Source organism: Streptomyces sp. NPDC052701 (assembly GCF_040678355.1).
Taxonomy (GTDB): domain Bacteria; phylum Actinomycetota; class Actinomycetes; order Streptomycetales; family Streptomycetaceae; genus Streptomyces.
In genome coordinates this window covers 1-25,293 of sequence record NZ_JBFATO010000047.1, presented here as the reverse complement: position 1 = coordinate 25,293, position 25,293 = coordinate 1, and the positions used below count along the sequence as shown (strand labels likewise).

The following is a 25,293-nucleotide window of genomic DNA, read 5'->3' as shown; positions in this document are numbered from 1 at the left end:
TCCCGGCCCCCGGTGGAGGCGTCGGCCCGGGGGCCGGCGCGTCGGCGCCGCGGACGGCGCCGGCGGCGCCGGGCGGTCCGTGACTTCGGTGCCGACCGGGGTGCGAGAGGCCACCGGCTGGGTAGGGTTCGCTGACATGGAGCACGAGGTGTTCGTTCCGGTCGCGGCCGAGCGGCTCAGGGCGGTGCTGGACGATCCCGCGCGGGTCGCCCGGGCGGTTCCCGGGCTCCAGCAGGACGCCGGGGCCGATCCGGTCGCCGGGCGGCTGAAGGTCCGGGTCGGCGGCCACTCCGTCACCTACCGGGGTTCCGTGCGGCTGTCGCGGCAGCGGGACGGGGCGTACGCCGTCGAGGGCGGTGCGGCCGAGGCGCGCGGCACCGGCACGGTCAGGCTCTCGCTGCGGGTCCGCCTGCGGGACGCGGACGGCGGCACGACGCTGGTGTTCGACGGCACGGCCACCGCGGACGGGCGGATCGCGCAGCTCCCGGCGGACGCGGTGCGGACGGCCGTGGCCCGGCTGCTGAGCCGCTGCGCCGAAAACCTGGGGGCCGCCGCGCGGGGCGCCGGCACCGCACCGGGGGAGGAGCCGGAGTCCGAGCCCGAGCCGGACGACTACCTGGCCGCGGGAGACTTCGAGCCCCGGGCGACCGACGACTTCGACACCACACCGGACGCCGACGACAGCCCCGTCCCCGCGCCCGCCGACGGCACCGCGGCGCCGCCCCCTTCCGCGGAGGACCGGCACGACCGGGGCGGCCGGCACGACCAGGGCGGCCAGGGAGATCAGGACGGCCAGGAAGATCAGGACGATCGGGACGGTCGGGAGGACTCCGGGGACGCGGCTCCCGTCGCCGAGGCGGCGCACGCGCGGCGCACGATGATCGGGCGCAGCGCCGAGGAGGTCGACCACGCGCCGCCGCGCGGCCGCTACGCCCCCGTGCCCGCGCCCCAGACCGTCGCGTCCCCGGCGCCCCTGCGCTGGGCGGCCCCCGCGGCGGCCCTGGCCCTGGCCTCGGCGGTCGTGGCGGTGCGGGCCCTGCGCAGGCGCCGCTGACGGAACTCGGCGGGCGGGCCCTCCCGATCACCCCAGTAGGGTCGTCCCGTGAGCAACGAAGACATCACGCTGACCGCGGGCGACGCGGAGGTGACCGTGCAGCCGGGCAACGGCGGCCGGGTGGGCGGGCTGCGGCTCGGCGGCGTCGAACTGCTCCGGCAGGGGGAGCGGTTCGGGTGCTTCCCGATGGTCCCGTGGTGCGGGCGCATCCGCGACGGCCGCTTCCGGGACGGCGCCACCGTCCACCAGATGCCGCGCAACGCCGGCCCGCACGCCATCCACGGCACCGTCCGGGACGGCGCCTGGCGCACCGCCCGCACCGGCGCGGACGAAGCCGTCCTCACCTACGACCTCGTCGCCCCCTGGCCCTACCCGGGCCGCGTCACCCAGGTGGTCGCGCTCGCCGAGGACGCCCTGACGCTGACCATGTCCGTGGAGACGTACGCGTCCTCCTTCCCGGCGCAGATCGGCTGGCACCCGTGGTTCAACCGGAACCTGGGCGGGGAGGGCGCCCAGGACGTGCGCATCGACTTCGACCCCGTCTGGCAGGAGGAGCGCGGCGAGGACCACCTGCCCACCGGCAACCGGATCGCCCCTGGTCCCGGTCCCTGGGACGACTGCTTCGGGATGCCCGGCGGCGTCGACGTCACCCTCACCTGGCCGGGGCGGCTGGAGCTGAGGGTGACCAGCCCCGAGCAGTGGGTCGTGCTCTACGACGAGCAGGCCGAGGCCGTGTGCGTGGAACCGCAGACCGGGCCCCCCGACGGGCTGAACACCCTCCCGCGCCTGGTCACGCCCCTGGAGCCGCTGGAGGCCAGCACGACCTGGCGCTGGCGGCGCCTCTAAGCTGACCCCCATGAGCGAGGTACGCGGCGCGCTGCTGCAGCAGATCAAGGACAAGGCCGTGGTGCACGGCAAGGTGACCCTGTCGTCGGGTCTGGAGGCCGACTACTACGTCGACCTGCGCCGCATCACCCTGGACGGCGAGGCCGCCCCGCTGGTCGGTCAGGTCCTCCTGGACCTGACCGCCGAACTGGACTTCGACGCGGTCGGCGGGCTGACCATGGGCGCCGACCCGGTGGCCGCCGCCATGCTGCACGCGGCCGCCACGCGGGGCCGCAGGCTGGACGCCTTCGTCGTGCGCAAGGCCGCCAAGGCGCACGGGCTGCAGCGGCGCGTCGAGGGACCGGACATCGCGGGCCGCCGGGTCCTGGTGGTGGAGGACACCTCCACCACCGGCGGCTCCCCGCTCACCGCCGTGGAGGCCGTGCGCGAGGCCGGCGCCGAGGTCGTGGCCGTCGCGACCATCGTCGACCGGGCGACCGGGGCCGCGGAGAAGATCCGGGAGGGCGCGGGGGTGCCGTACCTGTTCGCGTACTCGAAGGACGAGCTGGGCCTGGACTGAGGTCCCCTCGGCCCCTCCCCGTCCGTCTGGAAAGATGGGGCCGACGATGACGTCGCACCCAAGGTTCTAGGTCAGGGCCGAAAAGTACGCAGCACTCCCACCGCAGATACAAGGAGCGGACAGATGCCCATCGCAACTCCCGAGGTCTACAACGAGATGCTGGACCGGGCGAAGGCAGGGAAGTTCGCCTACCCGGCCATCAACGTGACCTCCACCCAGACCCTGCACGCGGCCCTGCGCGGCTTCGCGGAGGCGGAGAGCGACGGCATCGTCCAGATCTCCACGGGTGGCGCCGAGTTCCTGGGCGGCCAGCACAACAAGGACATGGTGACCGGTGCGGTGGCCCTGGCCGAGTTCGCGCACATCGTCGCCGAGAAGTACGACGTCAACATCGCCCTGCACACGGACCACTGCCCCAAGGACAAGCTCGACGGGTACGTGCGCCCGCTGCTGGCCCTCTCCGAGGAGCGCGTCAAGGCCGGCCGGAACCCGCTGTTCCAGTCCCACATGTGGGACGGCTCCGCCGAGACCCTGGCCGACAACCTGGCCATCGCCCAGGAGCTGCTGGAGCGCACCCACGCCGCGAAGATCATCCTCGAGGTCGAGATCACCCCGACCGGCGGCGAGGAGGACGGCGTCTCCCACGAGATCAACGACTCGCTGTACACCACGGTCGACGACGCGATCCGCACCGCCGAGGCCCTGGGCCTGGGCGAGAAGGGCCGCTACCTGCTCGCCGCGTCCTTCGGCAACGTGCACGGCGTGTACAAGCCGGGCAACGTGGTGCTCCGTCCCGAGCTGCTCAAGGAGCTGAACGAGGGCGTCGCCGAGCGCTTCGGCAAGCAGTCGCCGTTCGACTTCGTCTTCCACGGCGGCTCCGGCTCCTCCGAGGAGGAGATCCGCACCGCGCTGGAGAACGGCGTCGTGAAGATGAACATCGACACGGACACGCAGTACGCCTTCACGCGCCCGATCGCCGACCACATGTTCAGGAACTACGACGGCGTCCTGAAGGTCGACGGCGAGGTCGGCTCCAAGAAGACCTACGACCCGCGCACCTGGGGCAAGCTGGCCGAGGCGTCGATGGCCAAGCGCGTCGTCGAGGCCTGCCAGCACCTGCGCTCGACCGGCACGAAGATCAAGTAAGCGGAACCCGTGGACGGGGTGCCGGCCCTCCGGCACCCCGTTCCGGCTGTCCGGGACCGCCCGTCAGGCCCGCAGGGCGGCGTACGCCTCGGGGTCGCTGTCCTGGAGGAACTGCCGGCAGCGCTCCGCCTCGTCCTTCTCGCCGATCGCCTCGGCCGCGCGCGCGAGGGCGGCCAGGCAGCGCAGGAAACCGCGGTTGGGCTCGTGGCTCCACGGCACCGGCCCGTGCCCCTTCCAGCCGCTGCGCCGCAGCGCGTCGAGACCGCGGTGGTAACCGGTGCGGGCGTACGCGTAGGACTCGATCACCCGGCCCGCCGCGTGGGCCTCGTCGGCGAGCAGGGCCCAGGCCAGGGAGAACGTCGGGAACCGGGCGGCGACGTCGGCGGGCGGCAGGGACTCCTCGGCCAGCAGCCGGTCCGCCTCCTCGTTCGCGGGCAGGAGGGTCGGGTCGGGGCCACCGAGCAGGTTCTTGTGCGTCGTCATGGGGGAAGTCTGCCACCCGTCGCCCGGCCGGGTGCGCGGGTGCCGGGCCGCACCCGCACCCGGTCCGCCGCCGTGCGGCCGCCGCCCCGGGCGGGACGCCTACCTCCCCTCGCGCGGGCGCGGCAGGATCGCCTCCAGGGTGATGTCGCGCAGCTCCTGCCAGCGGTCCATGAGGTCGGTCCGCCGGTGCAGGACGTCGGAGACGTGCTGCACGCCGTGGAAGGAGGCGACCACGACGTGCGCGGCGGCCCGCGGCGTCAGGCCCTCCTTGAGCCGGCCCGCCCTCCCGGCCTCCTCGAAGAGCCCGGTGAGCAGCTCGATCCAGCCGACGTAGGGCTCCGGCAGCGCCGTGCCGATGAGGGAGCGCTCCGAGCGGAGCCGGGTGGCCGCCTGCACCACGGGATCGCTGCGGAAGGCCTCGGCGGCGCGGTCCAGGAACCGCAGGACGGTCTCCCGGGCGTCGAGCCCCTCGGCGCGGACCTCGGCGAGGAGGTCCGGCCAGAACCGGTGGTCGTTCTCGACGACGGCGACGGCCATCGCCTCCTTGTTCCTGAAGTGGAAGTACACCGCGCCCTTGGTCATGCCGACCTGTTCGGCGACGTCGACGACCGAGGTGGCGGTGTAGCCGCGCTCGGCGAACAGCCGGGCGGCGGTGTCGAGCACCTTCTCGCGCGTGCGCACGGCCCGTTCCTGCTTGGGCCGCCGCGGCCTGGTGTCGTGGGCGTGGGTCGGCGCGGTGGTCATGGCGGTGTTCGCTCCCCTGAGGTGGTGCGCACGTCGTGGGGCGGTCCGGGCCCTTCGGCCGCCTTCCCGAGGATCGCAGATCTCCGCACCGCAATATACCTTCCCGAAGGTATATTTTCTGCGCCGGCGGGACTTCGCCGGCGGGACCGCGGATCTCCCGGGCGCGCGTCACCCGGCCGGCGGCCGGCGCCGTGCCGCACGCGGCGGTCGCCGCGGACGCGCCCGCCGCAGCTCACGGCGGACGGGGCGGCGTCCGCGGCGGAACGTTGCCGGGACCCGCCTTGCCGGACCGGCAGCCGATCACCGAGGATGCCGGTGGGGACCGGGGCCCCGTGCCGGTAACGGCAGGGCGGACCGCTACCCGGAGTGCACAACAGGAGACAGCGATGTCCCACGAGGCTCACGAGCCGGAGACCCCGCATCTCGATTTCGAGGGAACGACGCCGTACGAGGACTACGTCAAGGCGGACGTGCTCACCCACCTCCAGCAGCCCCTCTCCGACGATCCCGGGGAGATGGTCTTCCTGGTCACCACCCAGGTGATGGAGCTGTGGTTCACCGTCATCGTCCACGAGTGGGAGACGGCGGCACAGGCGCTGCGCGGCGACGACGTACCGACCGCGACCGCCGCGCTGAAGAGGTCCGTACGGGAGCTGGAGGCGCTGAACGCCTCCTGGAAGCCGCTGGGCCAGCTCACCCCGGCCCAGTTCAACTCGTACCGCTCCGCCCTCGGCGAGGGCTCCGGATTCCAGTCGGCGATGTACCGCCGCCTGGAGTTCCTGCTCGGCGAGAAGTCCGCGTCCATGCTCGTCCCGCACCGGGGCGCGCCGCGCGTGCACGCCGAACTGGAGAAGGCGCTGCACGAGCCGAGCCTGTACGACGAGGTGCTGCGGCTGCTCGCGCGGCGCGGGTACGCGATCCCCGAGGCCGTGCTGCGGCGCGACGTGTCGCGGCGGTACGAGCCGTCGTCGGAGGTGGAGGAGGCCTGGGCGGCCGTCTACCGGGGCGACCAGAACGCCGAACTGACCCGGCTGGGCGAGGCGCTGACCGATGTCGCCGAGCTGGTGTGGCGCTGGCGCAACGACCACCTGGTCGCCACCCGCCGCGCGATGGGCGCCAAGGCCGGCACGGGCGGCTCCGCCGGGGTGGCCTGGCTGGAGAAGCGGGCGCAGAAGAACGTGTTCCCCGAGCTGTGGACGGCGCGGTCGTATGTCTGAACCCACCGAACTCGTGACCAAGGCCGAGAAGCTGGATGCGGCCGACGAACTGGCCCACAAGCGCGCCGAGTTCGTGCTCGACACGGCGTCCGGCGGCGCCGGGGTCTACCTGGACGGCAACTCGCTGGGCGCCCTCCCGGCCGCCGTCCCCGACCGCGTCGCGGACGTCGTGCGCCGCCAGTGGGGCGAGCTGCGCATCCGGTCCTGGGAGGAGAGCGGCTGGTGGACGGCGCCGGAGCGGATCGGCGACCGGATCGCCCCGCTGGTCGGGGCGGCGGCCGGCCAGATCGTCGTCGGCGACTCCACCAGCGTCAACGTCTTCAAGGCGCTGGTGGGGGCGGTGCGGCTGGCGCGGCTCGCCGGGCGGGACCGCGACGAGATCGTGGTCGACGCGACGACCTTCCCCACGGACGGCTACATCGCCGGGTCGGTGGCGCGGCTGACCGGCTGCACGCTGCGGCCGGCGGCCCCGGACCAGGTGCCGGGCGTCCTGGGCGAGCGCACCGCCGCCGTCCTCCTCAACCACGTCGACTACCGCACGGGCCGGCTGCACGACCTGCCGTCGCTGACGGCGGCCGTGCACGCGGCGGGCGCCTGCGTCGTGTGGGACCTGTGCCACAGCGCGGGCGCGCTGCCGGTGGGCCTGGACGAGCACGGCGTCGACCTCGCGGTCGGCTGCACGTACAAGTACCTCAACGGCGGCCCGGGTTCACCGGCGTACCTGTACGTGCGCCGCGCCCTGCAGGACCGCTTCGACTCCCCGCTGCCCGGCTGGAACTCCCACGCGGAGCCCTTCGGCATGCGCCCCGACTACGCACCGGCCCCCGGTGCCCTGCGCGGCCGGGTCGGCACGCCCGACATCCTCTCCATGCTCGCCCTGGAGGCGGCCCTGGAGGTGTGGGAGGGCGTGTCCGTCGAGGCGGTGCGGGCCAAGTCGCTGGCGCTGACGGACTTCTTCCTGGAGTGCGTGGCGCACCACGTCCCCGAGGGCAGGGTCGAGTGCCTGACGCCGTCGGCGCACGCCGAGCGGGGCAGCCAGGTGGCGTTGCGCTGCGACGACGCCGGCGACGTGATGAGGCGGCTGGTCGAGCGGGGTGTGGTCGGCGACTTCCGGGCGCCCGACGTGCTGCGCTTCGGCTTCACCCCGCTGTACGTGGGTTTCGCCGACGTCGAGCGGGCGGCGCGGGTGCTGGGGGAGATCCTGGGGTGAGCCCGGGGGGCCTCCGGGGCCGGGCGCCCCGGGGCTCAGCCGTCCTGCCGGGCGTCCCGCGCGGTGACGTACGCCCCGGCCGCCGCCGCGGCGAACGCCGCGCGCGCCGCCAGGTCGGCGGCGGCCGGGTCCGGGGGCGTCCCGGTGGTCAGCAGGAGGTAGTACAGGGGAGCCGACACGGCCCGCACGACCGCCGCCGCGTCGGTCCCCCGCGGCAGCTCGCCGCGGGCCACGCCCTGTTCCACGCAGGGGGCCCACTCGGCGATCCGGACGTCGTAGAACCGCCGCAGGGCCCGGGCCGTCCGCTCGTCGCAGGCCGCCGCCGCGATGACCGCGCGGAACAGGGCGCCCTGGCGCGGGTCGGCGAGGGTGCGCTGCACCAGGGAGGCGTTGGCGCGCAGGTCGCCGAGGACGGAGCCGGTCCGCGTGCGGGGCAGCGACTGCTCGGCCATGTCCTGGAGCAGGTCGGCCACCAGGCCCGCCGCCGAGCCCCAGCGCCGGTACACGGTCGTCCTGCCGACCTCGGCCCGCCGGGCGACGTCGGCGAGGTCGAGGTGGGCGAAGCCCTGTTCGGCCAGCACGTCCCCGGCGGCCCGCAGCACGGCCGCACGGACCCGCGCGGTGCGCCCTCCGGGGCGCTGGGTGCCGGGTTCGGCGGGCATGGCGGCCTCCTCGGGGAACGTACGGACTCGCACGCCGGACAGGACGCCAGCGTAACGGAACAACAGAACCGTTTGTCCCTCACCGAGCGTGACGACCCCGTGTCCGTGCACGTCACCGGCCTGGTACCGTCCCCGCCAGCGGCCGCACGGCCGCCTGGCCCGCCGCACACGTTTCCTTGCCGATCCTTGCTGGTCATTGTTGGTCATTTCTGATCATTGCTGAGAGGTTGGAGCATGACGGACGACGTCGCAGCAGCCCGGGCCGCCGAGGAGAAGTCGCTCTTCTCGCATCCGCCCGTCGCCCCCGACGCCACCGCGTCCTACGGCGGCCACCCCGACCAGGTGATCGACTTCCACGCCCCGCGCCGGACGGCCGGGCCGGGCGGCCCGGTTCCGCTGGTCGTGGTCCTGCACGGCGGCGCCTGGCGCGCTCCCTACGACCGCCGGCACATCAGCCCGTTCGCGGACTTCCTGGCCCGCCGGGGCTTCGCGGTGGCCAGCGTCGAGTACCGGCGCGGCACCGAGGGGGCCGGGGCGGGCGGCCCGGTCGCCGGCCGCTGGCCCGACACCTTCGACGACGTCGCCGCCGCGCTGGACGCCCTGCCCGCGCTCGCCCGGGAGGCGCTGCCGCAGGCCGACCCGCGCCGCATGGTGGTCACCGGCCACTCCGCCGGGGGCCAGCTGGCGCTGTGGGCCGCCGCCCGGCACGTCCTGCCCGCCGACGCCCCCTGGCGCACCGACCGCCCGGCGCCCCTGCGCGGCGTGGTCGCCCTCGCCCCGATCGCCGACTTCCAGGTCGCCGGCCGGCTGGACGTGTGCGCGGGCGCCGTACGCCAGCTCCTCGGCGGGCGGGAGGACTTCGCCGAGCGGCGGCCGTACGCCGACCCGGCGCTCCTGCTGCCCACCGGCATCGCGACCACGCTCGTCCAGGGCCGCGCCGACCTCGACGTCCCGCAGGCGGTGGCCGAGGCGTACGCGGACGCGGCGGCGCGGGCCGGCGAGGTGGTGGGGCTGACGCTGCTGGAGGACGTCGGCCACTTCCCGCTCATCGATCCGGCGGCGGACGCGTGCGCGGTGGTGGCGGAGGAGATCGCCCAGCTCGCCTGGTGACCGCCCCGCGGGACCGCCCGGCCGTACCCGCAGCGGCCCGGTCATACCCGTAGTACCTGAGAGCTACCCCGCAGGTGAGTCCCCTGGCGGGACGCGGGTTACCCGCCCCGCTCCGTAACTTCCCTTCCCGACGGGCCCGGTGACCGGGCGGAGGGGAAGGCGGGACGACCATGGGGCGGGGACGGGGACACGGGAGCCGGACGGCGGCGGAGGGCGGGGACGCCGGCGCGCCACCGGTGAGGGACGGCCGGCCCGCGGCGGGACGGCGCCGGGCGCGGCGGTGGTGCCGTACCGGGCTCGCCGCGCTCATCGCCTCGGCCGTGGCCCTGCCCGTGGCCGGAGCGGCCCGGCCGGGCGTCCCCGCCCCCGCGCCGGCCACGCCCGCCCCGCCGACCGCGGCCACCCTCGACGCGACCTACGCGGCCCACCGGGCCAACGCCGAGGAGGCCGCCCGCAGGGCCGCCGAGCACGGCGACCGGCGGCGTGCCGCGGCCGACCGCGCGCTGGCCGGCCCCTCCCGGCAGCTCCTGGCCTTCGACGGCCGCGGCCCCGGACTGGCCACCGAGGTCCTCGGCGACCTCGCCCGCGCCGACCGCGTCGCCGTCCTGGTCCCCGGCTCCGACACCGGCCTCGACACCTACGGCCGGTTCCGTGCCGCCGCCGTCGCCCTGCACGAACGCCTCACCCGCGAGGCACCGGCCGGCACGCGGACCGCGGTCGTCGCCTGGCTCGGCTACGCGACACCCGGCACGATCAGCACCGCGGTCGCCACCACGGACCGGGCGGAGCAGGCGGCGCCCCGGCTGCGCGCGCTCGTCCGGGACGTGCGCGGCGTCACGGGACGGCGGTCCCGCGTCTCCCTCCTGTGCCACTCCTACGGCTCCGTCGTCTGCGCCCGTGCCGCGGCGGGCCTGGACGCCGACGCCATCGTCCTCCTCGGCAGCCCCGGCACCGGCGCCGACACCGCCGCCGACCTGCGCACCCGCGCCCGGATCTGGGCGGCCCGGGGCGCCGGCGACTGGGTCGGGCACGTCCCGCACGTCAGCGCCGACCTGTTCGGCACCACGGTCGGCTTCGGCACCGACCCCGTCTCCCCGGCCTTCGGCGCCCGCGTCTTCGCGGCCGGCGACGGCGGCCACAGCGACTACTTCGCCCCCGGTTCCACCTCCCTGGCCAACCTGGCCCGGATCGTCCTGGGCGAGACCGGGGCGGTGACCCGTGACTGACCTGAGCCCGCGCAGCTTCGCCCACGGCGTACGGCGGGGCGCCCGGCGCATCGACGCGGCCACCCCGGACCACCGCGACCGGGCCGTGGACGCCCTGCGCGCCGTCGCGATCCTCGGTGTCGTCCTCGGGCACTGGCTGGTCACCGCCCTGGTCGCGGACGGCCGCACCCTGCACACGGCCAGCCCCCTGCAGCACATGCCCCGGCTGGCCCCCGTCTCCTGGACGTTCCAGACCCTCGCCGTGTTCTTCCTGGTCGGCGGCCACGTCGCCACCCGCTCCCACGCCTTCGCCCGCGCCCGCGGCATCCCGTACCGCCACTGGCTGCGCGGCCGGCTGGTCCGGCTGTTCGCACCGGTCGCCGCCCTCCTCGCCCTGTGGACGGTCGTCACGGCCACGCTCCTGCTCTCCGGAGCCGAGTTCGCGACCATCCGCACGCTGGTGAGGCTTGCCCTGTCCCCGCTGTGGTTCCTGCTGGTCTTCGCCGCCCTGACGGCCGCGACCCCGCTGCTGACCCGGCTGTCTCCGCTGTGGCCGCTGGCCGTCGTCCTGCACGTGGACGTGCTGCGCTTCGGACTCGGCGCCCCCGACGGGCTCGGCTGGGTGAACCTGGCGGCCGGCTGGCTGGTGCCCTACACCCTGGGCGCGGCCTGGACCCGGGGCGAGCTGGAGCGCCGCCGCTCCGGCTGGATCCTGCTGCTGGGCGGTACGGCGGCCACGGCCGCGCTCGTCGCCGGGGCCGGCTACCCGGCGTCCATGGTCGGCGTCCCGGGCGCCGGGGTCTCCAACCTCAACCCGCCGACGCTGGCCGCCGTCACCTTCGGCCTCGCCCAGTGCGGGCTCGCGCTGCTGCTGCGGGAGCGGCTGCGGGGCGCGATGCGCAGGCCGGTCGCCTGGGCGGCGGTGGCCCTGGTCAACCTCTCCGCGATGACGGTCTTCCTCTGGCACCAGACCGCCCTGATGGCGACCACCGCCACCGGTCTCCTCCTGGGCCGCCTCCCCGGCCTGCACACCCGCCCCGACGGCCCCGGCTGGGTCGCGGCCCGGCTGGCCTGGCTGCCGGTGCTCGCCGGCGTCCTCGCGGTCTGCTGGGCGGCGTTCCGGTCCCGGGAGCGGGGCGGCGGGCGGCACGAACGGCGGTCCCGGGTGGTGCGGGCGCACCGGCCGCCGGACCGGGGTGCGGCCGAGGACGTACGCCATGTCTAGGCTGAGCGGCGTGGCGGACAAGGGGGTGGGGCTCGTCTCGCGGTGGCTGCGGGTGCTGCGGGACGACCTGTGGACGTGGCGGGCTGATCCGTTGCCGCCGTCCAAGTGGCTGCGCTGGCTGCCGCACGGCGTCGTGTGCCTGGTCGCGTTCGGGGTGCTGGTCGGTGATCTGGACCAGTTGCTGGATTATGCCGGGGTCGGTTCCGGACCCGCCGTCCTGATCGTCGCCGCCGAGTCCGGCGCGATGGTGCTCGCGCTGCGGTGGCCGGTCCCGGCGTGGTGGCTGTCGGCGGCCGCCACGCTGCTGGGCGCGGCCGTGACGCACGCCCGGATGACCGTCGGCGGCCACGCGTTCGCCTGGCCCTGGACCCCCGCCGGGATCGTCGCCCACCTGTTCGTCCTGCTGCTGCTCGCGCTGCGGGTGCGCACCCGCGTCTCGGTCGAGGCGCTGGGCCTGACGGCGCTGCTCACCTACCTCCTCCAAGGGGTGTGGGGCGGGGTGGACTACCAGCCCACCGGGCAGCTCGCCGTCGTCCTGTCCGCCGTCGTCGTCGTCCTCGGCACCGCCCTGCGCGGCCGCCGCGAGGCCCGTGCCGAGCTGGTGCAGCAGACCACGCTCACCGCCGAGGAGCGGGCCCGGCGCACCCTGCTGGAGGAACGCAGCCGTATCGCACGGGAGCTGCACGACGTGGTCGCCCACCACATGTCGGTGATCTCCATCCAGGCCCAGGTCGCCCCGCACCTGGTGCAGGACCCGCCCGAGGCGCTGCGGGAGAACCTCGCCGGCATCCGCCAGAACGCGGTCGAGGCGCTGGCCGAACTGCGCCGCGTGCTGGACGTGCTGCGCTCCGAACACCCCGCCGGCCACGGGCGCGAGGACGCTTCCGGTGCCGCCCCGCACGCCCCGCAGCCCACCCTCGACCGGCTCCCGGCGCTGGTGGAGAACACCCGGGCCGCCGGACTGACCGTGACCACCGGGATCACCGGTGAGCGGCGGCCGCTGCCGCCCGGCGTGGAACTGTCCGCGTACCGGATCGTGCAGGAGGCGCTGAGCAACGTCCTGCGCCACGCCCCCGGTGCCACCGCCCACGTCGCCCTCGCCTACGACCGCCGGGGACTGCGGGTGGAGGTGACGAACACGGGGCCGACGCGCGGGGCCCCGCCGTCCTCCGGCGCCGGGCACGGGCTGCTCGGCATGCGGGAACGGGCGGTGATGCTCGGCGGCAGGCTGACGGCCCACCGCTGGTCCGGCGACGGTTACCGGGTCTCCGCCTACCTCCCGGCCCCCTCCCGGGCCGGCACCGCCGCACCCGCCCCCCACCGCACCGAGGACGACACCGCATGATCCGCGTACTGATCGCCGACGACCAGCAGATGGTCCGGCAGGGCTTCACCGTGCTGCTCGACGCCCAGCCCGACATCGAGGTGATCGGCCAGGCGGTGGACGGCCTGGACGCCGTCACGAAGGTCGCCGGGACCGCCCCGGACGTCGTCCTGATGGACATCCGCATGCCCGAGCTGGGCGGCATCGAGGCCACCCGCCGCATCACCGCCGCGACCCCGCACGTCAGAGTGCTGGTGCTCACCACCTTCGACCTCGACGAGTACGTGTACGAGGCGCTGCGGGCCGGGGCGTCGGGGTTCCTGCTGAAGGACGCCTCCGCCGAGCAGCTCGCGGAGGCGGTGCGGGTGGTCGCGGCCGGGGACGCGCTGCTCGCGCCCGGCATCACCCGGCGGCTGATCACCGAGTTCTCCCGCCTGGACGACCGGCCCCGCGCCCCGCTCAGGGAACGCGTCGGCGATCTGACGGAGCGGGAGACGGAGGTGCTCGCGCTGATCGCGCAGGGCCTGTCCAACGCGGAGATCGCCCGGCACCTGGTGGTCGCCGAGCAGACCGTGAAGACGCACGTCGGCCGCATCCTGGTGAAGCTGGGCCTGCGCGACCGCACCCAGGCGGCGGTGTTCGCGTACGAGTCGGGGCTGGTCCGGCCGCAGGGGTACCGAGGCCGTGGGCGACACGGCACGGTACCCAGGCCGTGGGGACGGCTCCCGTAGTACCTGAGACGGACGCCCCACAACCCGTCTCAGCGGGGACGACCGGCGTCCCCCGGTCGGCCTACCGTGTGGGCGTGACCGAGACGACTCACCTGCAGCCGCCGGCCCCGCCGTCCGGCGCCGGGGCCAAGACCTCCCGCAGCCCGGAGTACCGGCTGGCCCAGAACGCCCTGCGCGGACTGCGCCAGGACCTGTTCCACGACGCCTTCGCCTACCGGTCGCTGCCGCCCCGGCACACCGACGGCCCGTTCGTCCGCCGGCTGCCCGCCCGGCTGCGCCCGGCCGCGCAGCACCTCCCGCACGCGCTGGTGGGGGCGGTCGCGCTGCTCGCCCTGTGCGCCGGCGCGTTGAGCGGCGGCGCCGCCGGCGGGGACGTGTCGGCCCTGCTGACCGGCCTGCTGTGCGCCCTGCCGGTGCTCGCCACGCTGGTCCGGCCGGTCGGCGCGTTCTGGCTGTCGCTGGGGGTGACCCCGGTGGTCGCGGTCCTCAACGGCAACGGGAGCGACTGGCCGTGGATGCCCGGCGCGTTCGTCTGCCACCTGGCGGTGCTGGTCGTCGTGGCGCTGCGCACCCGGCCCCGGACCGCCGTCTGGATGTGGGTGCTGACCGCCGCGTACGGCTTCCTCGCGGACGTCGTGTTCGGCGGCGCGTACTACTACACCAACAGCGCGCCGATGATGGTGACGTCCGCCTTCGCCCTCCTGGTGGTCTCCGTCTGGCACATCCGCCGCGCCGCCGAGCAGGAGGTGACCGCCCAGCAGACGGTGACCGCGCACGAACGCTCCCGGCGCACGCTGCTGGAGGAGCGCACCACCATCGCCCGGGAGCTGCACGACGTGGTCGCCCACCACATGTCGGTGGTCGCCATCCAGGCCGAGGCCGCGCCCTACCGGGTGGAGAACCCGCCGCCGGAGCTGGAACGCGCCTTCGCCACCATCCGCGAGAACGCGGTGGCCGCCCTCACCGAGCTGCGCCGGGTCCTCGGCGTGGTCCGCGCCGAGGACTACGAGGCCCCGGACGCCCCGCAGCCCACCCTCGCCGACCTCGACGGCCTGCTGGCCAACGTGCGCGACGCCGGGCTGGCGGTGGACAAGGTGGTGACCGGCGCGGTGCGCCCGCTGCCGCCCGGGGTGGAGCTGTCGGCGTACCGGATCGTGCAGGAGGCGCTGAGCAACAGCCTGCGGCACGCGCCCGGCGCGAGCGCCCGCGTCGAGATCGGGTACGTCCTCGGCGGGCTCGGGGTGCGCGTGGTCAACGGCCCGGCGCCCGAGCCGGGCCTGGTCAAGCCCTCGCCCGGGGCGGGGCACGGCATCACGGGCATGCGCGAACGGGTCACCATGCTGAACGGGGAGATGACGGCCGGCCCGTCCGACGACGGCGGCTACGAGGTCGCGGTGTTCCTGCCGGTCCCCGCGGCGGGCGACGGAAACGAGGCACGGGCATGACCATCCACGTCCTGATCGCGGACGACCAGATGATGGTGCGCGAGGGCTTCTCGGTCCTGCTGAACGCGATGCCGGACATCGAGGTCGTCGGTGAGGCCGTCAACGGCCGGGAGGCGGTGCAGCGGGTCCGCGAACTCGCCCCCGACGTGGTCCTGATGGACATCCGCATGCCCGAGCTGAACGGCATCGAGGCGACCCGGGAGATCGTCGCCGCCGACGGCGCGGCGAAGGTGCTGGTGCTGACCACCTTCGACCTCGACGAGTACGTCTACCAGGCGCTGCGCGCCGGGGCCTCCGGCTTCCTGCTCAAGGACGCCTCGGCCCGCCAGCTCGCCGACGGGGTGCGGGTCGTCGCCTCCGGGGAGGCGCTGCTCGCCCCGTCGGTGACCCGGCGGCTGATCACCGAGTTCTCCAAGCTGTCCGAGGCCCCGCGCCTGATGCCGTCCGCGCAGGGGGCGTACGGCGACCTCACCGAGCGGGAGACGGAGGTGCTGGTGCTGATCGCGCAAGGCCTGTCGAACGCGGAGATCGCCGAGCGGCTGGTGGTCGCCGAGTCGACGATCAAGACGCACGTGAGCCGGATCCTGGTGAAGCTGGGCCTGCGCGACCGCACCCAGGCGGCGGTCTTCGCGTACGAGGCCCGGCTGGTGACGCCGGGCTGACGGGCGCCGGGGCCATCGTCGGCGGGGTCCCGGGGCGGACGCCGGGGCCCGGCGGCGGGGCCCGGGAGGACGGCCCTGTTCAGCGGGCCGGGGGCCGGGCTACCGTCCGTCCATGGCAGCCTCTTCCGACCTCGCGTTCGACCCGTGGGACCCGGCGTTCCTCGCCGACCCGTACCCCGCCTACGCCGAGCTGCGGGAACGGGGCCGGGTGCACTTCTTCGAGCCGACGCACCAGTGGCTCGTCCCGCACCACGCGGACGTCTCGGCGCTGCTGCGCGACCGGCGCCTGGGCCGGACGTATCTGCACCGCTTCAGCCACGAGGAGTTCGGCCGCACCCCGCCCCCGCCGGAGCACGAGCCGTTCCACACCCTCAACGACCACGGCATGCTCGACCTGGAGCCGCCGGACCACACGCGGATCCGGCGCCTGGTGTCGAAGGCGTTCACGCCGCGCACGGTGGAGCGGCTGAGGCCGTACGTGCGGCGGCTGGCCGACGACCTGGTGTCCCGCCTGGTCGCGGCGGGCGGCGGCGACCTGCTGCGGGACGTGGCCGAACCGCTGCCGGTCGCGGTGATCGCCGAGATGCTGGGCATCCCGGAGTCCGACCGCGCGCCCCTGCGCCCCTGGTCGGCGGAGATCTGCGGGATGTACGAGCTGAACCCGTCGCGGGAGACGGCGGCCAGGGCGGTCAGGGCGTCGGTCGAGTTCTCCGGGTACCTGCGCGAGCTGATCGCCCGGCGCCGCAAGGAGCCCGGCGACGACCTGATCTCCGGTCTGATCGCGGCCCACGACGAGGACGACCGCCTCACCGAGCAGGAGATGGTCTCCACCTGCGTCCTGCTGCTGAACGCGGGCCACGAGGCGACCGTGAACGCCACGGTCAACGGCTGGTGGGCGCTGTTCCGCAACCCGGACCAGCTCGCCGCCCTGCGCGCGGACCACTCCCTGGTGCCCACGGCGGTCGAGGAGCTGATGCGCTACGACACCCCGCTCCAGCTCTTCGAACGCTGGGTCCTGGACGACGTCGAGATCGACGGCACGGTGATCCCGCGGGGCGCGGAGATCGCGCTGCTCTTCGGCTCCGCCAACCACGACCCGCGGGTCTTCGCCGACCCCGGCCGCCTCGACGTGGCCCGCGCGGACAACCCGCACATCTCCTTCAGCGCCGGCATCCACTACTGCATCGGCGCCCCGCTGGCCCGCATCGAACTGGCGGCGTCGATGACGGCCCTGCTGGAGAAGGCCCCGACGCTGAGCCCGGTGACGGAGCCGGAGCGGAAGCCGAACTTCGTGATCCGGGGGCTGGAGGGGCTGAGCGTGGAGGTGTCCTGAGCGTGGAGGTGTCCTGAGCGTCGCCGCGACGGTCACCGGGAGGGCCGGGCCGGGACCCGGCGGACGGCCACGGGCACCCCGGCGGGCCGCCCGCCCGTCCGCTGAGGAGGGCGGCGGTCCGGCCGGGGTGCCCCCGGACCGTCAGGAGACCATCAGGTCCCTCCGCCGCAGCCCTGCCAGTCCCGCCCCCACCAGCACCGCCGCGAGCCCGGCCAGGAACAGCACCGGCCCCCACTCCATCCCCCCGCCCGGCAGTTTCGGCAGGTGCCCGAACGGCGACACGTCCAGCACCGCGCGCGGGACGTCCAGCGCCGGCCCCACCCAGCCGATCAGCAGGAAGGCCCCGGCGACCGCCCACGCCGCCGTCGCCGCCCGGGGCGCCAGCCCGTGCAGGAGCACCGCCAGCCCGCCGACCACCCAGACCGCGGGCACCTGCACCAGGCACGCCCCCAGGATCGGGCCGGCCCGTCCGCCGTGGCCCGCGGCCAGGCCGAGCCCGGCCAGCAGCATCAGCAGCGCCGAGCCGCCGAACGCCACCGCCAGGTGTCCCGCGGCCCACCGCAGCCGCCCCACCGCGTTCGCCAGCACCGGCTCGGCCCGCCCCGAGGTCTCCTCGCCGTGCAGCCGCAGCACCGACGCCACGACGTACAGGGCCGCGATCATCCCGAGCATCCCGGCCATCGTGGACAGGAACGCGTCCGTCAGGCCCGACTGCCCGCCCATCCGTTCGATGATCCGCCGGGCGCCGTCGTTCTCGCCGACCAGGTCGGCCACGCCCCGCGCCATCCCGCCGTACACCGCCCCGGCGAGGAGGAAGCCGAGGCTCCAGCCCAGTACGGCGCCCCGCTGCAGCCGCCAGGCCAGCGCGCCCGCGCCGCCCAGCCGCCCGGACGCCGGCCCCGGCCGCGTCGGCAGGAAGCCCGTGCCGACGTCCCGGCGGCCGGCCAGCGCGTAGGCGGCCAGCGCCTGGAGCCCGGTCGCGGCCGCGAACAGCCCCAGCACCCACCAGCGTTCGTCCGCGAACGGGCGCAGGTTCTCCAGCCAGCCCAGCGGCGACAGCCACGTCAGGACCGAGGAGCCGTCGTCCGTCGCCGCGTCGCCCGCGGCGCGCAGCACGAAGGCGGCGCCCAGGGCCCCCGCCGTCAGGCCGCGGGCCAGCCGCGCGCTCTGCGTCAGCTGCGCGGCGACCGCCGCCGTGGCCGCGAAGAACAGGCCCGTGCCCGCGATCCCGAGCCCGAACGCCAGCGCCCCCGGCGCGCCCTGCCCGGCCAGCCCGGCCGTCACCAGCAGCGCCAGGGCGGCGTCGGCGGCGGCCGCCGCCAGCAGGGCCGCCGTCAGGGAGGCCCGGCGGCCCACCGCTCCCGAGGCCACCAGTTCCTGCCGGCCGCTCTCCTCCTCGTCGCGGGTGTGGCGCACGACGACGAGCAGGCTCAGCACGGCGGCCAGGACGCCCGCGTAGACGCCGACCCGCCAGGCCGTCAGCGCGCCGAGGGAGTCGCCGAAGACCGGGCCGACCATGGCGCGCAGCGCGGAGTCGGCCTCCACCTGCCGCACCAGTCCGGCGCGTTCGGCGGGGGAGCCGTACAGGCCGCTCAGCGTGCCGGGCATGGAGAGCACCAGCAGGGCGTTCACCGCGAGCCAGAGCGGGATCGTCAGCCGGTCGCGGCGCAGGGCGAACCGCAGCAGCGGGCCGGTGCCGGCCAGCGGGCGGGAGCCGCCGGACCGTACGGCGTGGGAGGCGGCGCTCATCGGGAGGTCACCTCGCCGGCCTCGTCGCGGTAGTGCCGCAGGAACAGCTCCTCCAGCGTCGGCGGCGTCGACGTCAGCGACCGCACCCCCGACTCGCTCAGCAGCCGCAGCACCCCGTCCAGCCGGTCGGTGTCGACCTGGAGCCGGACCCGCCGACCCCGCACGTCGAGGTCGTGCACGCCCGGCAGGCGGGACAGTCCGTCGGGCGGGCCCACGAGTTCCGCCGCCACACTGGTCCGCGTCAGATGGCGCAGGTCGGCGAGGGAACCGCTCTCCACCGTGCGGCCCTTGCGGATGATGCTCACCCGGTCGCACAGCTCCTCGACCTCGCTCAGGATGTGCGAGGAGAGCAGGACCGTGCGCCCCCGGTCGCGCTCCTCGGCGACGCAGCGCCGGAAGACCTCCTCCATCAGCGGGTCCAGACCGCTCGTCGGCTCGTCCAGGATCAGCAGGTCGGCGTCCGAGGCGAACGCGGCGACCAGGGCCACCTTCTGCCGGTTGCCCTTGGAGTAGGTCCGGCCCTTCTTGGTGGGGTCGAGCTCGAACCGCTCGACCAGCTCCGCGCGCCGCCTGGCGTCCAGCCCGCCGCGCAGGCGGCCGTACAGGTCGATGACCTCGCCGCCGGACAGGTTCCGCCACAGCGTGACGTCGCCGGGGACGTAGGCGATGCGGCGGTGCACCTCCACCGCGTCCGCCCAGGGGTCGCGGCCGAGGACCCGCGCGGCGCCCGAGTCGGCGCGCAGCAGGCCGAGCAGGACGCGGATGGCGGTGGACTTGCCGGCGCCGTTGGGGCCGAGGAAACCGTGCACCTCACCGGAGGCGACGTCCAGGTCGAGGCCGTCGAGGGCGCGCGTGCGCCCGAACGACTTGTGCAGTCCGGAGACGGTGATGGCCTTCGTCATGCTCCGAACGTACGCTCTTTTCAGAAATTTGTGAAGTTAAGGAAATTCATGAACCCCACGTAGACTTTCGGGGCGGTGCCCGACCAGGGGAGATGATCGAGGGATGACGGAACGGAAGGCGGCGGCGCGGGACCCGGAGGCGGTCTCGCGCTTCGTGGAGCACTTCGCGGCCCAGCTCGTCGAGGCCGGCCTGCCGCGGATGCCCGCCCGGGTGTTCGCGGCCCTGCTCGCCTCCGACACCGGCGCCCTGACCTCCGCCGAGCTGGGCGAGCAGCTGAGGATCTCGCCCGCCGCGGTCTCCGGGGCGGTGCGCTACCTCGCGCAGCTGCACATGCTGTCCCGCGAGCGGGAGCCCGGCTCGCGGCGGGAGCGGTACCGGGTGCACAGCGACCAGTGGTACGAGGCCCTGACCAACCGCGAGGCGATCATCAAGCGCTGGGAGGACGCCCTGCGCGAGGGCGTCGCCGGCCTCGGCGCGGACACCCCGGCGGGCCGCAGGCTCACCGAGACGCTCGCGTTCTTCGAGTTCATCGAGCGGGACCTCACCGGCATGATGGAGCGCTGGCGGGCCCACCGCGAACGGCTCTTCGGCCGCGACCGGGCCTGACCCGGGCCTGACCGCCTGCCCCGGCCCTGACCCGGCCCGGCGCCGGACGCGCGTGAGAACCGGGACCGGCCCACGGCGCCCCCGGCACGGTCAGTCCTCCGGGCACGGTCAGCCCCCAGGCGCCCTCCCGCACTCCGGCATCGTCAACCCTCCGGCACCGTCGGCTCTCCGGCACCGTCGGCTCTCCGGCACCGTCGGCTCTCCGGCACCGTCAGCTCTCCGGCACCGTCAGCCCCCAGGCCCCCTCCCGCACCCGCCACGTCCGCGTCCGCACCGGCCCCGACACCGCCGCGTCCGCCCGGTACCGGAAGTGCGCCCCGGAGACGGTCACCGTCCGGCCCCGGGCCAGCAACGGCGAGGCCTCCGCCCCCACCGACACCGGCCGCACCTCCACCCCGGCCAGCCCCGCCTCCGCCGGCGTGACGGACACCGCCTCCACCGGCTGGTCCAGGTCGACGAGCGTCTCCCCGTCGACCTCCACCCGCAGCCGGGAGGGCCCGGGCGCGGGAACGGGCGCGACACCGCGGGACGGCCGGACCGGCACCAGCGTCCGCACCAGGGACTGGTACGTGCGCAGCCACGGGTGCCCGGCCGCCTCCGCCGCGGCCTGCCGCCCCGCCGCCGCGTGCAGCGGCGGGATCCGCAGCGCGCCCAGCACCACCCCGTCGCTGTCGTCCACCAGCAGGTCCATCCGCCGCTCCACCCCCTCCAGCACGGCCCGTGCCGCCGCCACCGTCCCCGCCGGCACGCCCAGCGACCGGGCGAGGGACAGCCCGCTCCCGACCGGCACCACCGCCAGCGCGCACCCGGCCAGCTCCCGCTGCCGGTGCAGCAGGGTCACCGCGCGGACCAGGGTGCGGTCGTCGCCGACCACCACCGGCCGCCGCGACCCGCGCCGCCGCAGCGCCCGGGCGAACTCCTCCGGCCCGTCCGGCAGGCACACCTTCGTGGCCGCGCCCGCGCTGAGCACGTCCTTGGCGATGCGTACGGATTCGCCGTCCGTCCTGCGGGCGACCGGATCGATGACCACCAGCAGCTGATCGGACGTCGCGGGAGTCGCCACCTCGGCCATGCCTCGCTTCCTCGGGTAGCATCTTTGTGCAAGAGCCCCTTGCGCTGCGCTGTCGCGCCAGGGGCTTCGTCTATTCCGGGGCATCCGGTCCGACGGTTGCGACCGATGGGGGTCGCGGTGCACGTGGCGGGAACCCACCGCGTACGCCCTTGACCATGGACATGCCCCGCCCGGAAGGGGTGTACGCGCGTGCCCGCACTTGTGCTGCTCGGTGCTCAGTGGGGTGACGAAGGCAAGGGAAAGGCGACGGACCTCCTCGGCGGATCCGTCGACTACGTGGTGCGATACCAGGGCGGCAACAACGCCGGCCACACGGTAGTCGTGGGCGACCAGAAGTACGCCCTGCACCTGCTCCCTTCCGGAATCCTGTCACCCGGCTGCACGCCGGTCATCGGAAACGGCGTCGTCGTCGACCCGTCGGTCCTGCTCTCCGAGCTGAGCGGGCTGAACGAGCGCGGCGTCGACACCTCCAAGCTCCTCATCAGCGGAAACGCGCACATCATCACGCCGTACAACGTCACGGTCGACAAGGTGACCGAGCGCTTCCTCGGCAAGCGCAAGATCGGCACCACCGGGCGCGGCATCGGCCCGACCTACGCCGACAAGATCAACCGCGTCGGCATCCGGGTGCAGGACCTGTACGACGAGTCGATCCTCACCCAGAAGGTCGAGGCGGCCCTCGACGTCAAGAACCAGATCCTGACCAAGCTCTACAACCGGCGCGCGATCGCCGTGCAGCAGGTGGTCGAGGAGCTGCTGGGCTACGCCGAGAAGATCAAGCCGTACGTCGCCGACACGGTCCTGGTCCTGAACCGGGCGCTGGAGGAGGACAAGGTCGTCCTCTTCGAGGGCGGCCAGGGCACCCTGCTGGACATCGACCACGGCACGTACCCCTTCGTCACCTCCTCCAACCCGACCGCGGGCGGCGCCTGCACGGGCGCGGGCGTGGGCCCGACGAAGATCAGCCGGGTCATCGGCATCCTCAAGGCGTACACGACCCGCGTCGGCGCCGGCCCGTTCCCGACCGAGCTGTTCGACGAGGACGGCGAGGCGCTGCGCCGCATCGGCGGCGAGCGGGGCGTCACCACCGGCCGCGACCGCCGCTGCGGCTGGTTCGACGCGGTGATCGCGCGCTACGCGACCCGGGTGAACGGCCTGACCGACTTCTTCCTCACCAAGCTCGACGTCCTCACGGGCTGGGAGCGGATCCCGGTCTGCGTGGCGTACGAGATCGACGGCCGGCGCGTCGAGGAGCTCCCCTACTCCCAGACGGACTTCCACCACGCCAAGCCGGTCTACGAGATGCTCCCGGGCTGGTCCGAGGACATCTCCAAGGCGAAGACCTTCGCCGACCTGCCGAAGAACGCCCAGGCGTACGTCAAGGCCCTGGAGGAGATGTCCGGCGCCCCGATCTCCGCGATCGGCGTCGGCCCGGGCCGCGACGAGACGATCCAGATCAACTCGTTCCTGTAGGTCCCCCGCGCGCGGGTTCCGCCCCGCCCGGCTCCGGCCGGGCGGGGCGCTGTCGTACGGCGTGGCCCGGGCCCGTGCGGACCGGCGCGGAGGGGGCGCCGGCGGAGGCGGGCGGGCGCGGTGCGCGGGACGCCGCTCCGGCGGCCGCGGCCGGCCCGGCCCCCGGGCACGCCGGCGATCGTTCCCGCACGGCTACCAGGGCAGTTCCCCGGTCTCGTCCTGGAAGGTCCCCGTCGGACCGTCCGCGTCGAGGGTTGCCAGACGCACGACGACGCGGGCACTCTCCTGCGGCGTCCTTCCGATTCCGTAGGCCGCGGTCATGTCGGTGGCGGTGGTGCCGGGCTCGACCGCGTTGAACTTGATGCCCGGGTGGGACTTGGCGTACTGGACCGTGAGCATGGTGGCCGCGGACTTGGACGCGGAGTAGAGCGCCAGCGGCAGGCCGTACTCCGGCCGGTCCGGATTGGTCACCGCCCAGAAGGACCCGGCGCTGCTGGAAACGGTGACCACGGTGGGGTTGGAGGACTTGCGCAGCAGGGGGAGCGCCGCCTCCGTGACGCGCACGATCCCCACCGCGTTGGTGTCGAAGACCCGCAGGGCCGTGGGGCCGTCGACGGTTCCGTCCCCCAGGATGCCCGCGTTGTGCACCAGGACGTCGAGCCGGCCCTCGGCCGAATCGATCGTCGCCAGCGCGTTGCTCACCGAGGCGTCGTCGGTCACGTCGAGCTGCACGAACCGTGCGCCGAGCTCCGCCGCGGCCTTCTCGCCCCGCTCGACGTCACGCGCACCGACGTAGACGACGTGGCCCAGTGCCAGAAGCTGCCTGGCCGTCTCGAAACCGATGCCCTTGTTGGCGCCGGTGATCAGTGTGATGGTCATGTCTGTGCTGTCCTCACGGGGTGTGCGGCCCGGGCGGGCCGTCGATGGTGTCCGGACCGTTCTTCGGGTTGCGGGCGCCGGTCCGGAGCTCAGCCGGTGAGCTGCCGGCGCAGTTCGGCGGCGTCGTGCAGGGCCGTCATGTGCACGAACCGTCCGTTGCGGACCTGGTAGACGGCGTACTCGGTGATCTCGAACGAGGCGCCGGTGGGAGTCACGCCGAGCCACTCCTTCACCGGGGTGCCGGTGTTGACCAGACGGGCGGCCAGGCGGTCACCGTCGAAGAGCAGTTCCTTGAGCTCCCAGTGGAGGTCCGGAACCGCGTCCACGTCGGCCTTCTGCACCGCGATGAGGTCGTCCCGGGTGGCCGGCTCACCGTTCAGCGTGGTCCGGTCGTCGATGAAGGCGTCCATGCCGTCGAACCTGTGGGCGTTGAGCTCCTCGATGTAGCGCAGGTAGAAGTCGCGCAGCTCGCTGTCGGGCATCGGACGGCCCTTCCGTTCGGCAGTCCCGGAGCGGGGCTGCGGTCTGTGTGGCGGTCCCGCTCCGGGGCTCCGGCGGAGGTGCCGGGGCGCGGGACCTTCTACTTCTGCAGCGATCGATGCAGAAGTAGAACAGTAACACTTCTGTAGCGATCGATGCGGAAGAGTTAGACTGCGGGGGTGGGGACGAAACAGAGCGGCCCGATCGGCCGACCGCGGGGATTCGACGTCGACGAGGCGCTCGAGCGCGCCATGCTGGTCTTCTGGGAGCGCGGCTACGAGGGGGCCAGCCTGGCCGGCCTGACCGAGGCGATGGGCATCTCCACCACCAGCATGTACGCGGCCTTCGGCAACAAGGAGGAGCTGTTCCGCAAGGTCCTGGAGCGCTACACCGAAGGCCCGAGCGCATACCTGACCCGTGCCCTGGAGGAGCCGACCGCCCTCGGTGTCGCCACCGCGATCCTGGCCGGCGTCATTCGCACCACCACCCGCCCCGCCCATCCCCACGGATGCCTGGGTGTGCAGGGCGCCCTGGCCGCCGGCGACTCCGGGCGGGAGGTCCGTGACCTCCTCGCCGCCTGGCGCAACAACGGCCACTCCCGCATCCGGGAGCGGTTCCAGCGAGCCGTCGACGAGGGCGACCTGCCTGCGGAGACCGATCCGGGGCTACTGGCCCGCTACGTCACCACCCTGGCGTTCGGGATCGCCGTGCAGGCCGCGAGCGGTGTCGGCCGCGACGAACTCCAGGGGATGGCCGACGCCGCCCTGCGCACCTGGCCGCTCCCCTGAGGACCGCCGGCGTTCGTCCTCCGGTCGCCCCGGAGGACGCGGCTGGTCCCGGCGGCCGGCGGCCGGCGGTGCGGCGACCGGGGTGAAGGGGGCCGAGCCGCTGCCGGGGCCGACGGGCCCTGGGGCCTGTCGTCGAACTCCCGCCTGCCCCGCGACGCCCTGCACGCCCTCTCGCCGCACCGGGCGCGGACCCGAGTACATCCCGTACGAGGGTCGGCGCCCGGCACGCCGAGAGCACGCACCTGACACCGTGGGGCCCGCCCTCCGGGCGGACGACGGGAATTCGACGACGGGCCCTAGTCTTCTGAGTCAGGAATTCTGTTCAGATAACTTGCGAGGCGTTCGAGGATCTCGTCTGCGGTCTTCGTCCAGACATAGGGCTTCGGG

Annotated in this window: 25 protein-coding genes; 17 read left to right on the top strand and 8 right to left on the bottom strand. The window is 74.7% G+C overall.

The window, feature by feature from the left end:
* Positions 1 to 136 precede the first annotated feature (136 nt).
* The 4 genes from AB0L29_RS32640 to fbaA all read left to right on the top strand — a co-directional run bounded on the left by AB0L29_RS32640 (position 137) and on the right by fbaA (position 3,605).
* Entirely contained in the window at positions 137 to 1,054 is a 918-nt protein-coding gene (locus tag AB0L29_RS32640; RefSeq protein ID WP_365832459.1) for an SRPBCC domain-containing protein, read from the top strand.
* 48 nt (positions 1,055 to 1,102) lie between these two features.
* Positions 1,103 to 1,900 carry an aldose 1-epimerase gene (locus AB0L29_RS32635; protein WP_365832457.1) on the top strand — a complete coding sequence of 266 codons (798 nt, stop codon included), beginning with the start codon at positions 1,103 to 1,105 and terminating at the stop codon, positions 1,898 to 1,900.
* Positions 1,901 to 1,910: 10 nt separating this feature from the next.
* Complete coding sequence (gene pyrE / locus AB0L29_RS32630) at positions 1,911 to 2,459, top strand: orotate phosphoribosyltransferase (protein ID WP_365832455.1); 549 nt, start codon at positions 1,911 to 1,913, stop codon at positions 2,457 to 2,459.
* Positions 2,460 to 2,582: 123 nt separating this feature from the next.
* The gene (fbaA, locus tag AB0L29_RS32625) at positions 2,583 to 3,605 is read left to right on the top strand and encodes a class II fructose-bisphosphate aldolase (RefSeq protein ID WP_365832453.1); all 1,023 of its coding nucleotides are present in this window, start codon (positions 2,583 to 2,585) and stop codon (positions 3,603 to 3,605) included.
* A gap of 63 nt (positions 3,606 to 3,668) precedes the next feature.
* Here fbaA and AB0L29_RS32620 read toward each other — a convergent pair whose 3' ends face one another.
* Both AB0L29_RS32620 and AB0L29_RS32615 read right to left on the bottom strand, forming a co-directional pair.
* Positions 3,669 to 4,088, bottom strand: coding sequence for a DUF3151 domain-containing protein (locus AB0L29_RS32620; protein WP_365832451.1), 420 nt, complete (start codon positions 4,086 to 4,088; stop codon positions 3,669 to 3,671).
* Between the two features lie 99 nt (positions 4,089 to 4,187).
* Complete coding sequence (locus AB0L29_RS32615; RefSeq protein ID WP_365832449.1) at positions 4,188 to 4,832, bottom strand: ScbR family autoregulator-binding transcription factor; 645 nt, start codon at positions 4,830 to 4,832, stop codon at positions 4,188 to 4,190.
* Between the two features lie 386 nt (positions 4,833 to 5,218).
* Between AB0L29_RS32615 and AB0L29_RS32610 the strand changes: the two genes are divergently transcribed.
* Together AB0L29_RS32610 and kynU are read left to right on the top strand one after the other, a co-directional pair.
* The gene (locus AB0L29_RS32610; protein ID WP_365832447.1) at positions 5,219 to 6,049 is read left to right on the top strand and encodes a tryptophan 2,3-dioxygenase family protein; all 831 of its coding nucleotides are present in this window, start codon (positions 5,219 to 5,221) and stop codon (positions 6,047 to 6,049) included.
* Positions 6,042 to 7,259, top strand: a complete 1,218-nt coding sequence (gene kynU, locus AB0L29_RS32605) for a kynureninase (RefSeq protein ID WP_365832445.1) — start codon at positions 6,042 to 6,044, stop codon at positions 7,257 to 7,259. The genes AB0L29_RS32610 and kynU overlap by 8 nt, the downstream gene beginning before the upstream one ends.
* 35 nt (positions 7,260 to 7,294) lie before the next feature.
* On the opposite strand, the gene AB0L29_RS32600 is transcribed toward kynU, so the two are convergent.
* Positions 7,295 to 7,921 (bottom strand): TetR/AcrR family transcriptional regulator, encoded by a 627-nt coding sequence (locus AB0L29_RS32600; RefSeq protein ID WP_365832443.1) that lies wholly within the window; start codon positions 7,919 to 7,921, stop codon positions 7,295 to 7,297.
* 234 nt (positions 7,922 to 8,155) lie between these two features.
* Here AB0L29_RS32600 and AB0L29_RS32595 point away from each other — a divergent pair, with 234 nt between their 5' ends.
* The 8 genes from AB0L29_RS32595 (at position 8,156) to AB0L29_RS32560 (ending at position 16,956) form a co-directional block, all read left to right on the top strand.
* Positions 8,156 to 9,031 (top strand): alpha/beta hydrolase, encoded by an 876-nt coding sequence (locus AB0L29_RS32595; RefSeq protein WP_365832441.1) that lies wholly within the window; start codon positions 8,156 to 8,158, stop codon positions 9,029 to 9,031.
* A gap of 170 nt (positions 9,032 to 9,201) precedes the next feature.
* On the top strand, positions 9,202 to 10,257 hold the full coding sequence (locus AB0L29_RS32590; RefSeq protein ID WP_365832439.1) for an alpha/beta hydrolase: 1,056 nt from the start codon (positions 9,202 to 9,204) through the stop codon (positions 10,255 to 10,257).
* Positions 10,250 to 11,461, top strand: coding sequence for an acyltransferase (locus AB0L29_RS32585; RefSeq protein ID WP_365832437.1), 1,212 nt, complete (start codon positions 10,250 to 10,252; stop codon positions 11,459 to 11,461). Before AB0L29_RS32590 ends, AB0L29_RS32585 begins: the two co-directional genes overlap by 8 nt.
* Positions 11,454 to 12,806 (top strand): sensor histidine kinase, encoded by a 1,353-nt coding sequence (locus tag AB0L29_RS32580; protein WP_365832435.1) that lies wholly within the window; start codon positions 11,454 to 11,456, stop codon positions 12,804 to 12,806. The genes AB0L29_RS32585 and AB0L29_RS32580 overlap by 8 nt, the downstream gene beginning before the upstream one ends.
* Positions 12,803 to 13,516, top strand: a complete 714-nt coding sequence (locus AB0L29_RS32575; protein WP_365832433.1) for a response regulator transcription factor — start codon at positions 12,803 to 12,805, stop codon at positions 13,514 to 13,516. Before AB0L29_RS32580 ends, AB0L29_RS32575 begins: the two co-directional genes overlap by 4 nt.
* A 74-nt stretch (positions 13,517 to 13,590) precedes the next feature.
* Positions 13,591 to 14,961, top strand: a complete 1,371-nt coding sequence (locus AB0L29_RS32570) for a histidine kinase (protein ID WP_365832431.1) — start codon at positions 13,591 to 13,593, stop codon at positions 14,959 to 14,961.
* Entirely contained in the window at positions 14,958 to 15,623 is a 666-nt protein-coding gene (locus AB0L29_RS32565) for a response regulator transcription factor (protein WP_365832429.1), read from the top strand. Before AB0L29_RS32570 ends, AB0L29_RS32565 begins: the two co-directional genes overlap by 4 nt.
* A gap of 112 nt (positions 15,624 to 15,735) precedes the next feature.
* The gene (locus AB0L29_RS32560) at positions 15,736 to 16,956 is read left to right on the top strand and encodes a cytochrome P450 (protein ID WP_365832427.1); all 1,221 of its coding nucleotides are present in this window, start codon (positions 15,736 to 15,738) and stop codon (positions 16,954 to 16,956) included.
* 141 nt (positions 16,957 to 17,097) lie between these two features.
* On the opposite strand, the gene AB0L29_RS32555 is transcribed toward AB0L29_RS32560, so the two are convergent.
* Together AB0L29_RS32555 and AB0L29_RS32550 are read right to left on the bottom strand one after the other, a co-directional pair.
* Entirely contained in the window at positions 17,098 to 18,705 is a 1,608-nt protein-coding gene (locus tag AB0L29_RS32555) for an ABC transporter permease (RefSeq protein WP_365832425.1), read from the bottom strand.
* Positions 18,702 to 19,607 carry an ABC transporter ATP-binding protein gene (locus AB0L29_RS32550; protein WP_365832423.1) on the bottom strand — a complete coding sequence of 302 codons (906 nt, stop codon included), beginning with the start codon at positions 19,605 to 19,607 and terminating at the stop codon, positions 18,702 to 18,704. Before AB0L29_RS32550 ends, AB0L29_RS32555 begins: the two co-directional genes overlap by 4 nt.
* A 103-nt stretch (positions 19,608 to 19,710) precedes the next feature.
* Here AB0L29_RS32550 and AB0L29_RS32545 point away from each other — a divergent pair, with 103 nt between their 5' ends.
* Positions 19,711 to 20,214 carry a MarR family transcriptional regulator gene (locus AB0L29_RS32545; protein ID WP_365832421.1) on the top strand — a complete coding sequence of 168 codons (504 nt, stop codon included), beginning with the start codon at positions 19,711 to 19,713 and terminating at the stop codon, positions 20,212 to 20,214.
* A 211-nt stretch (positions 20,215 to 20,425) separates the two neighbouring features.
* On the opposite strand, the gene AB0L29_RS32540 is transcribed toward AB0L29_RS32545, so the two are convergent.
* A complete protein-coding gene (locus AB0L29_RS32540; RefSeq protein ID WP_365832419.1) occupies positions 20,426 to 21,286 on the bottom strand; it encodes a diacylglycerol kinase family protein in 861 nt (286 codons plus the stop codon).
* Positions 21,287 to 21,475: 189 nt separating this feature from the next.
* Here AB0L29_RS32540 and AB0L29_RS32535 point away from each other — a divergent pair, with 189 nt between their 5' ends.
* The gene (locus AB0L29_RS32535) at positions 21,476 to 22,759 is read left to right on the top strand and encodes an adenylosuccinate synthase (RefSeq protein ID WP_365832417.1); all 1,284 of its coding nucleotides are present in this window, start codon (positions 21,476 to 21,478) and stop codon (positions 22,757 to 22,759) included.
* 192 nt (positions 22,760 to 22,951) lie between these two features.
* On the opposite strand, the gene AB0L29_RS32530 is transcribed toward AB0L29_RS32535, so the two are convergent.
* A complete protein-coding gene (locus AB0L29_RS32530; RefSeq protein ID WP_365832415.1) occupies positions 22,952 to 23,638 on the bottom strand; it encodes an SDR family NAD(P)-dependent oxidoreductase in 687 nt (228 codons plus the stop codon).
* 89 nt (positions 23,639 to 23,727) lie between these two features.
* Positions 23,728 to 24,120 (bottom strand): ester cyclase, encoded by a 393-nt coding sequence (locus AB0L29_RS32525; RefSeq protein WP_365832413.1) that lies wholly within the window; start codon positions 24,118 to 24,120, stop codon positions 23,728 to 23,730.
* A 177-nt stretch (positions 24,121 to 24,297) separates the two neighbouring features.
* On the opposite strand from AB0L29_RS32525, the gene AB0L29_RS32520 reads away from it, so the two are divergent.
* Positions 24,298 to 24,906: a TetR/AcrR family transcriptional regulator gene (locus tag AB0L29_RS32520; protein ID WP_365832411.1), complete on the top strand. Its 609-nt coding sequence runs from the start codon at positions 24,298 to 24,300 to the stop codon at positions 24,904 to 24,906.
* Positions 24,907 to 25,293: the final 387 nt, after the last annotated feature.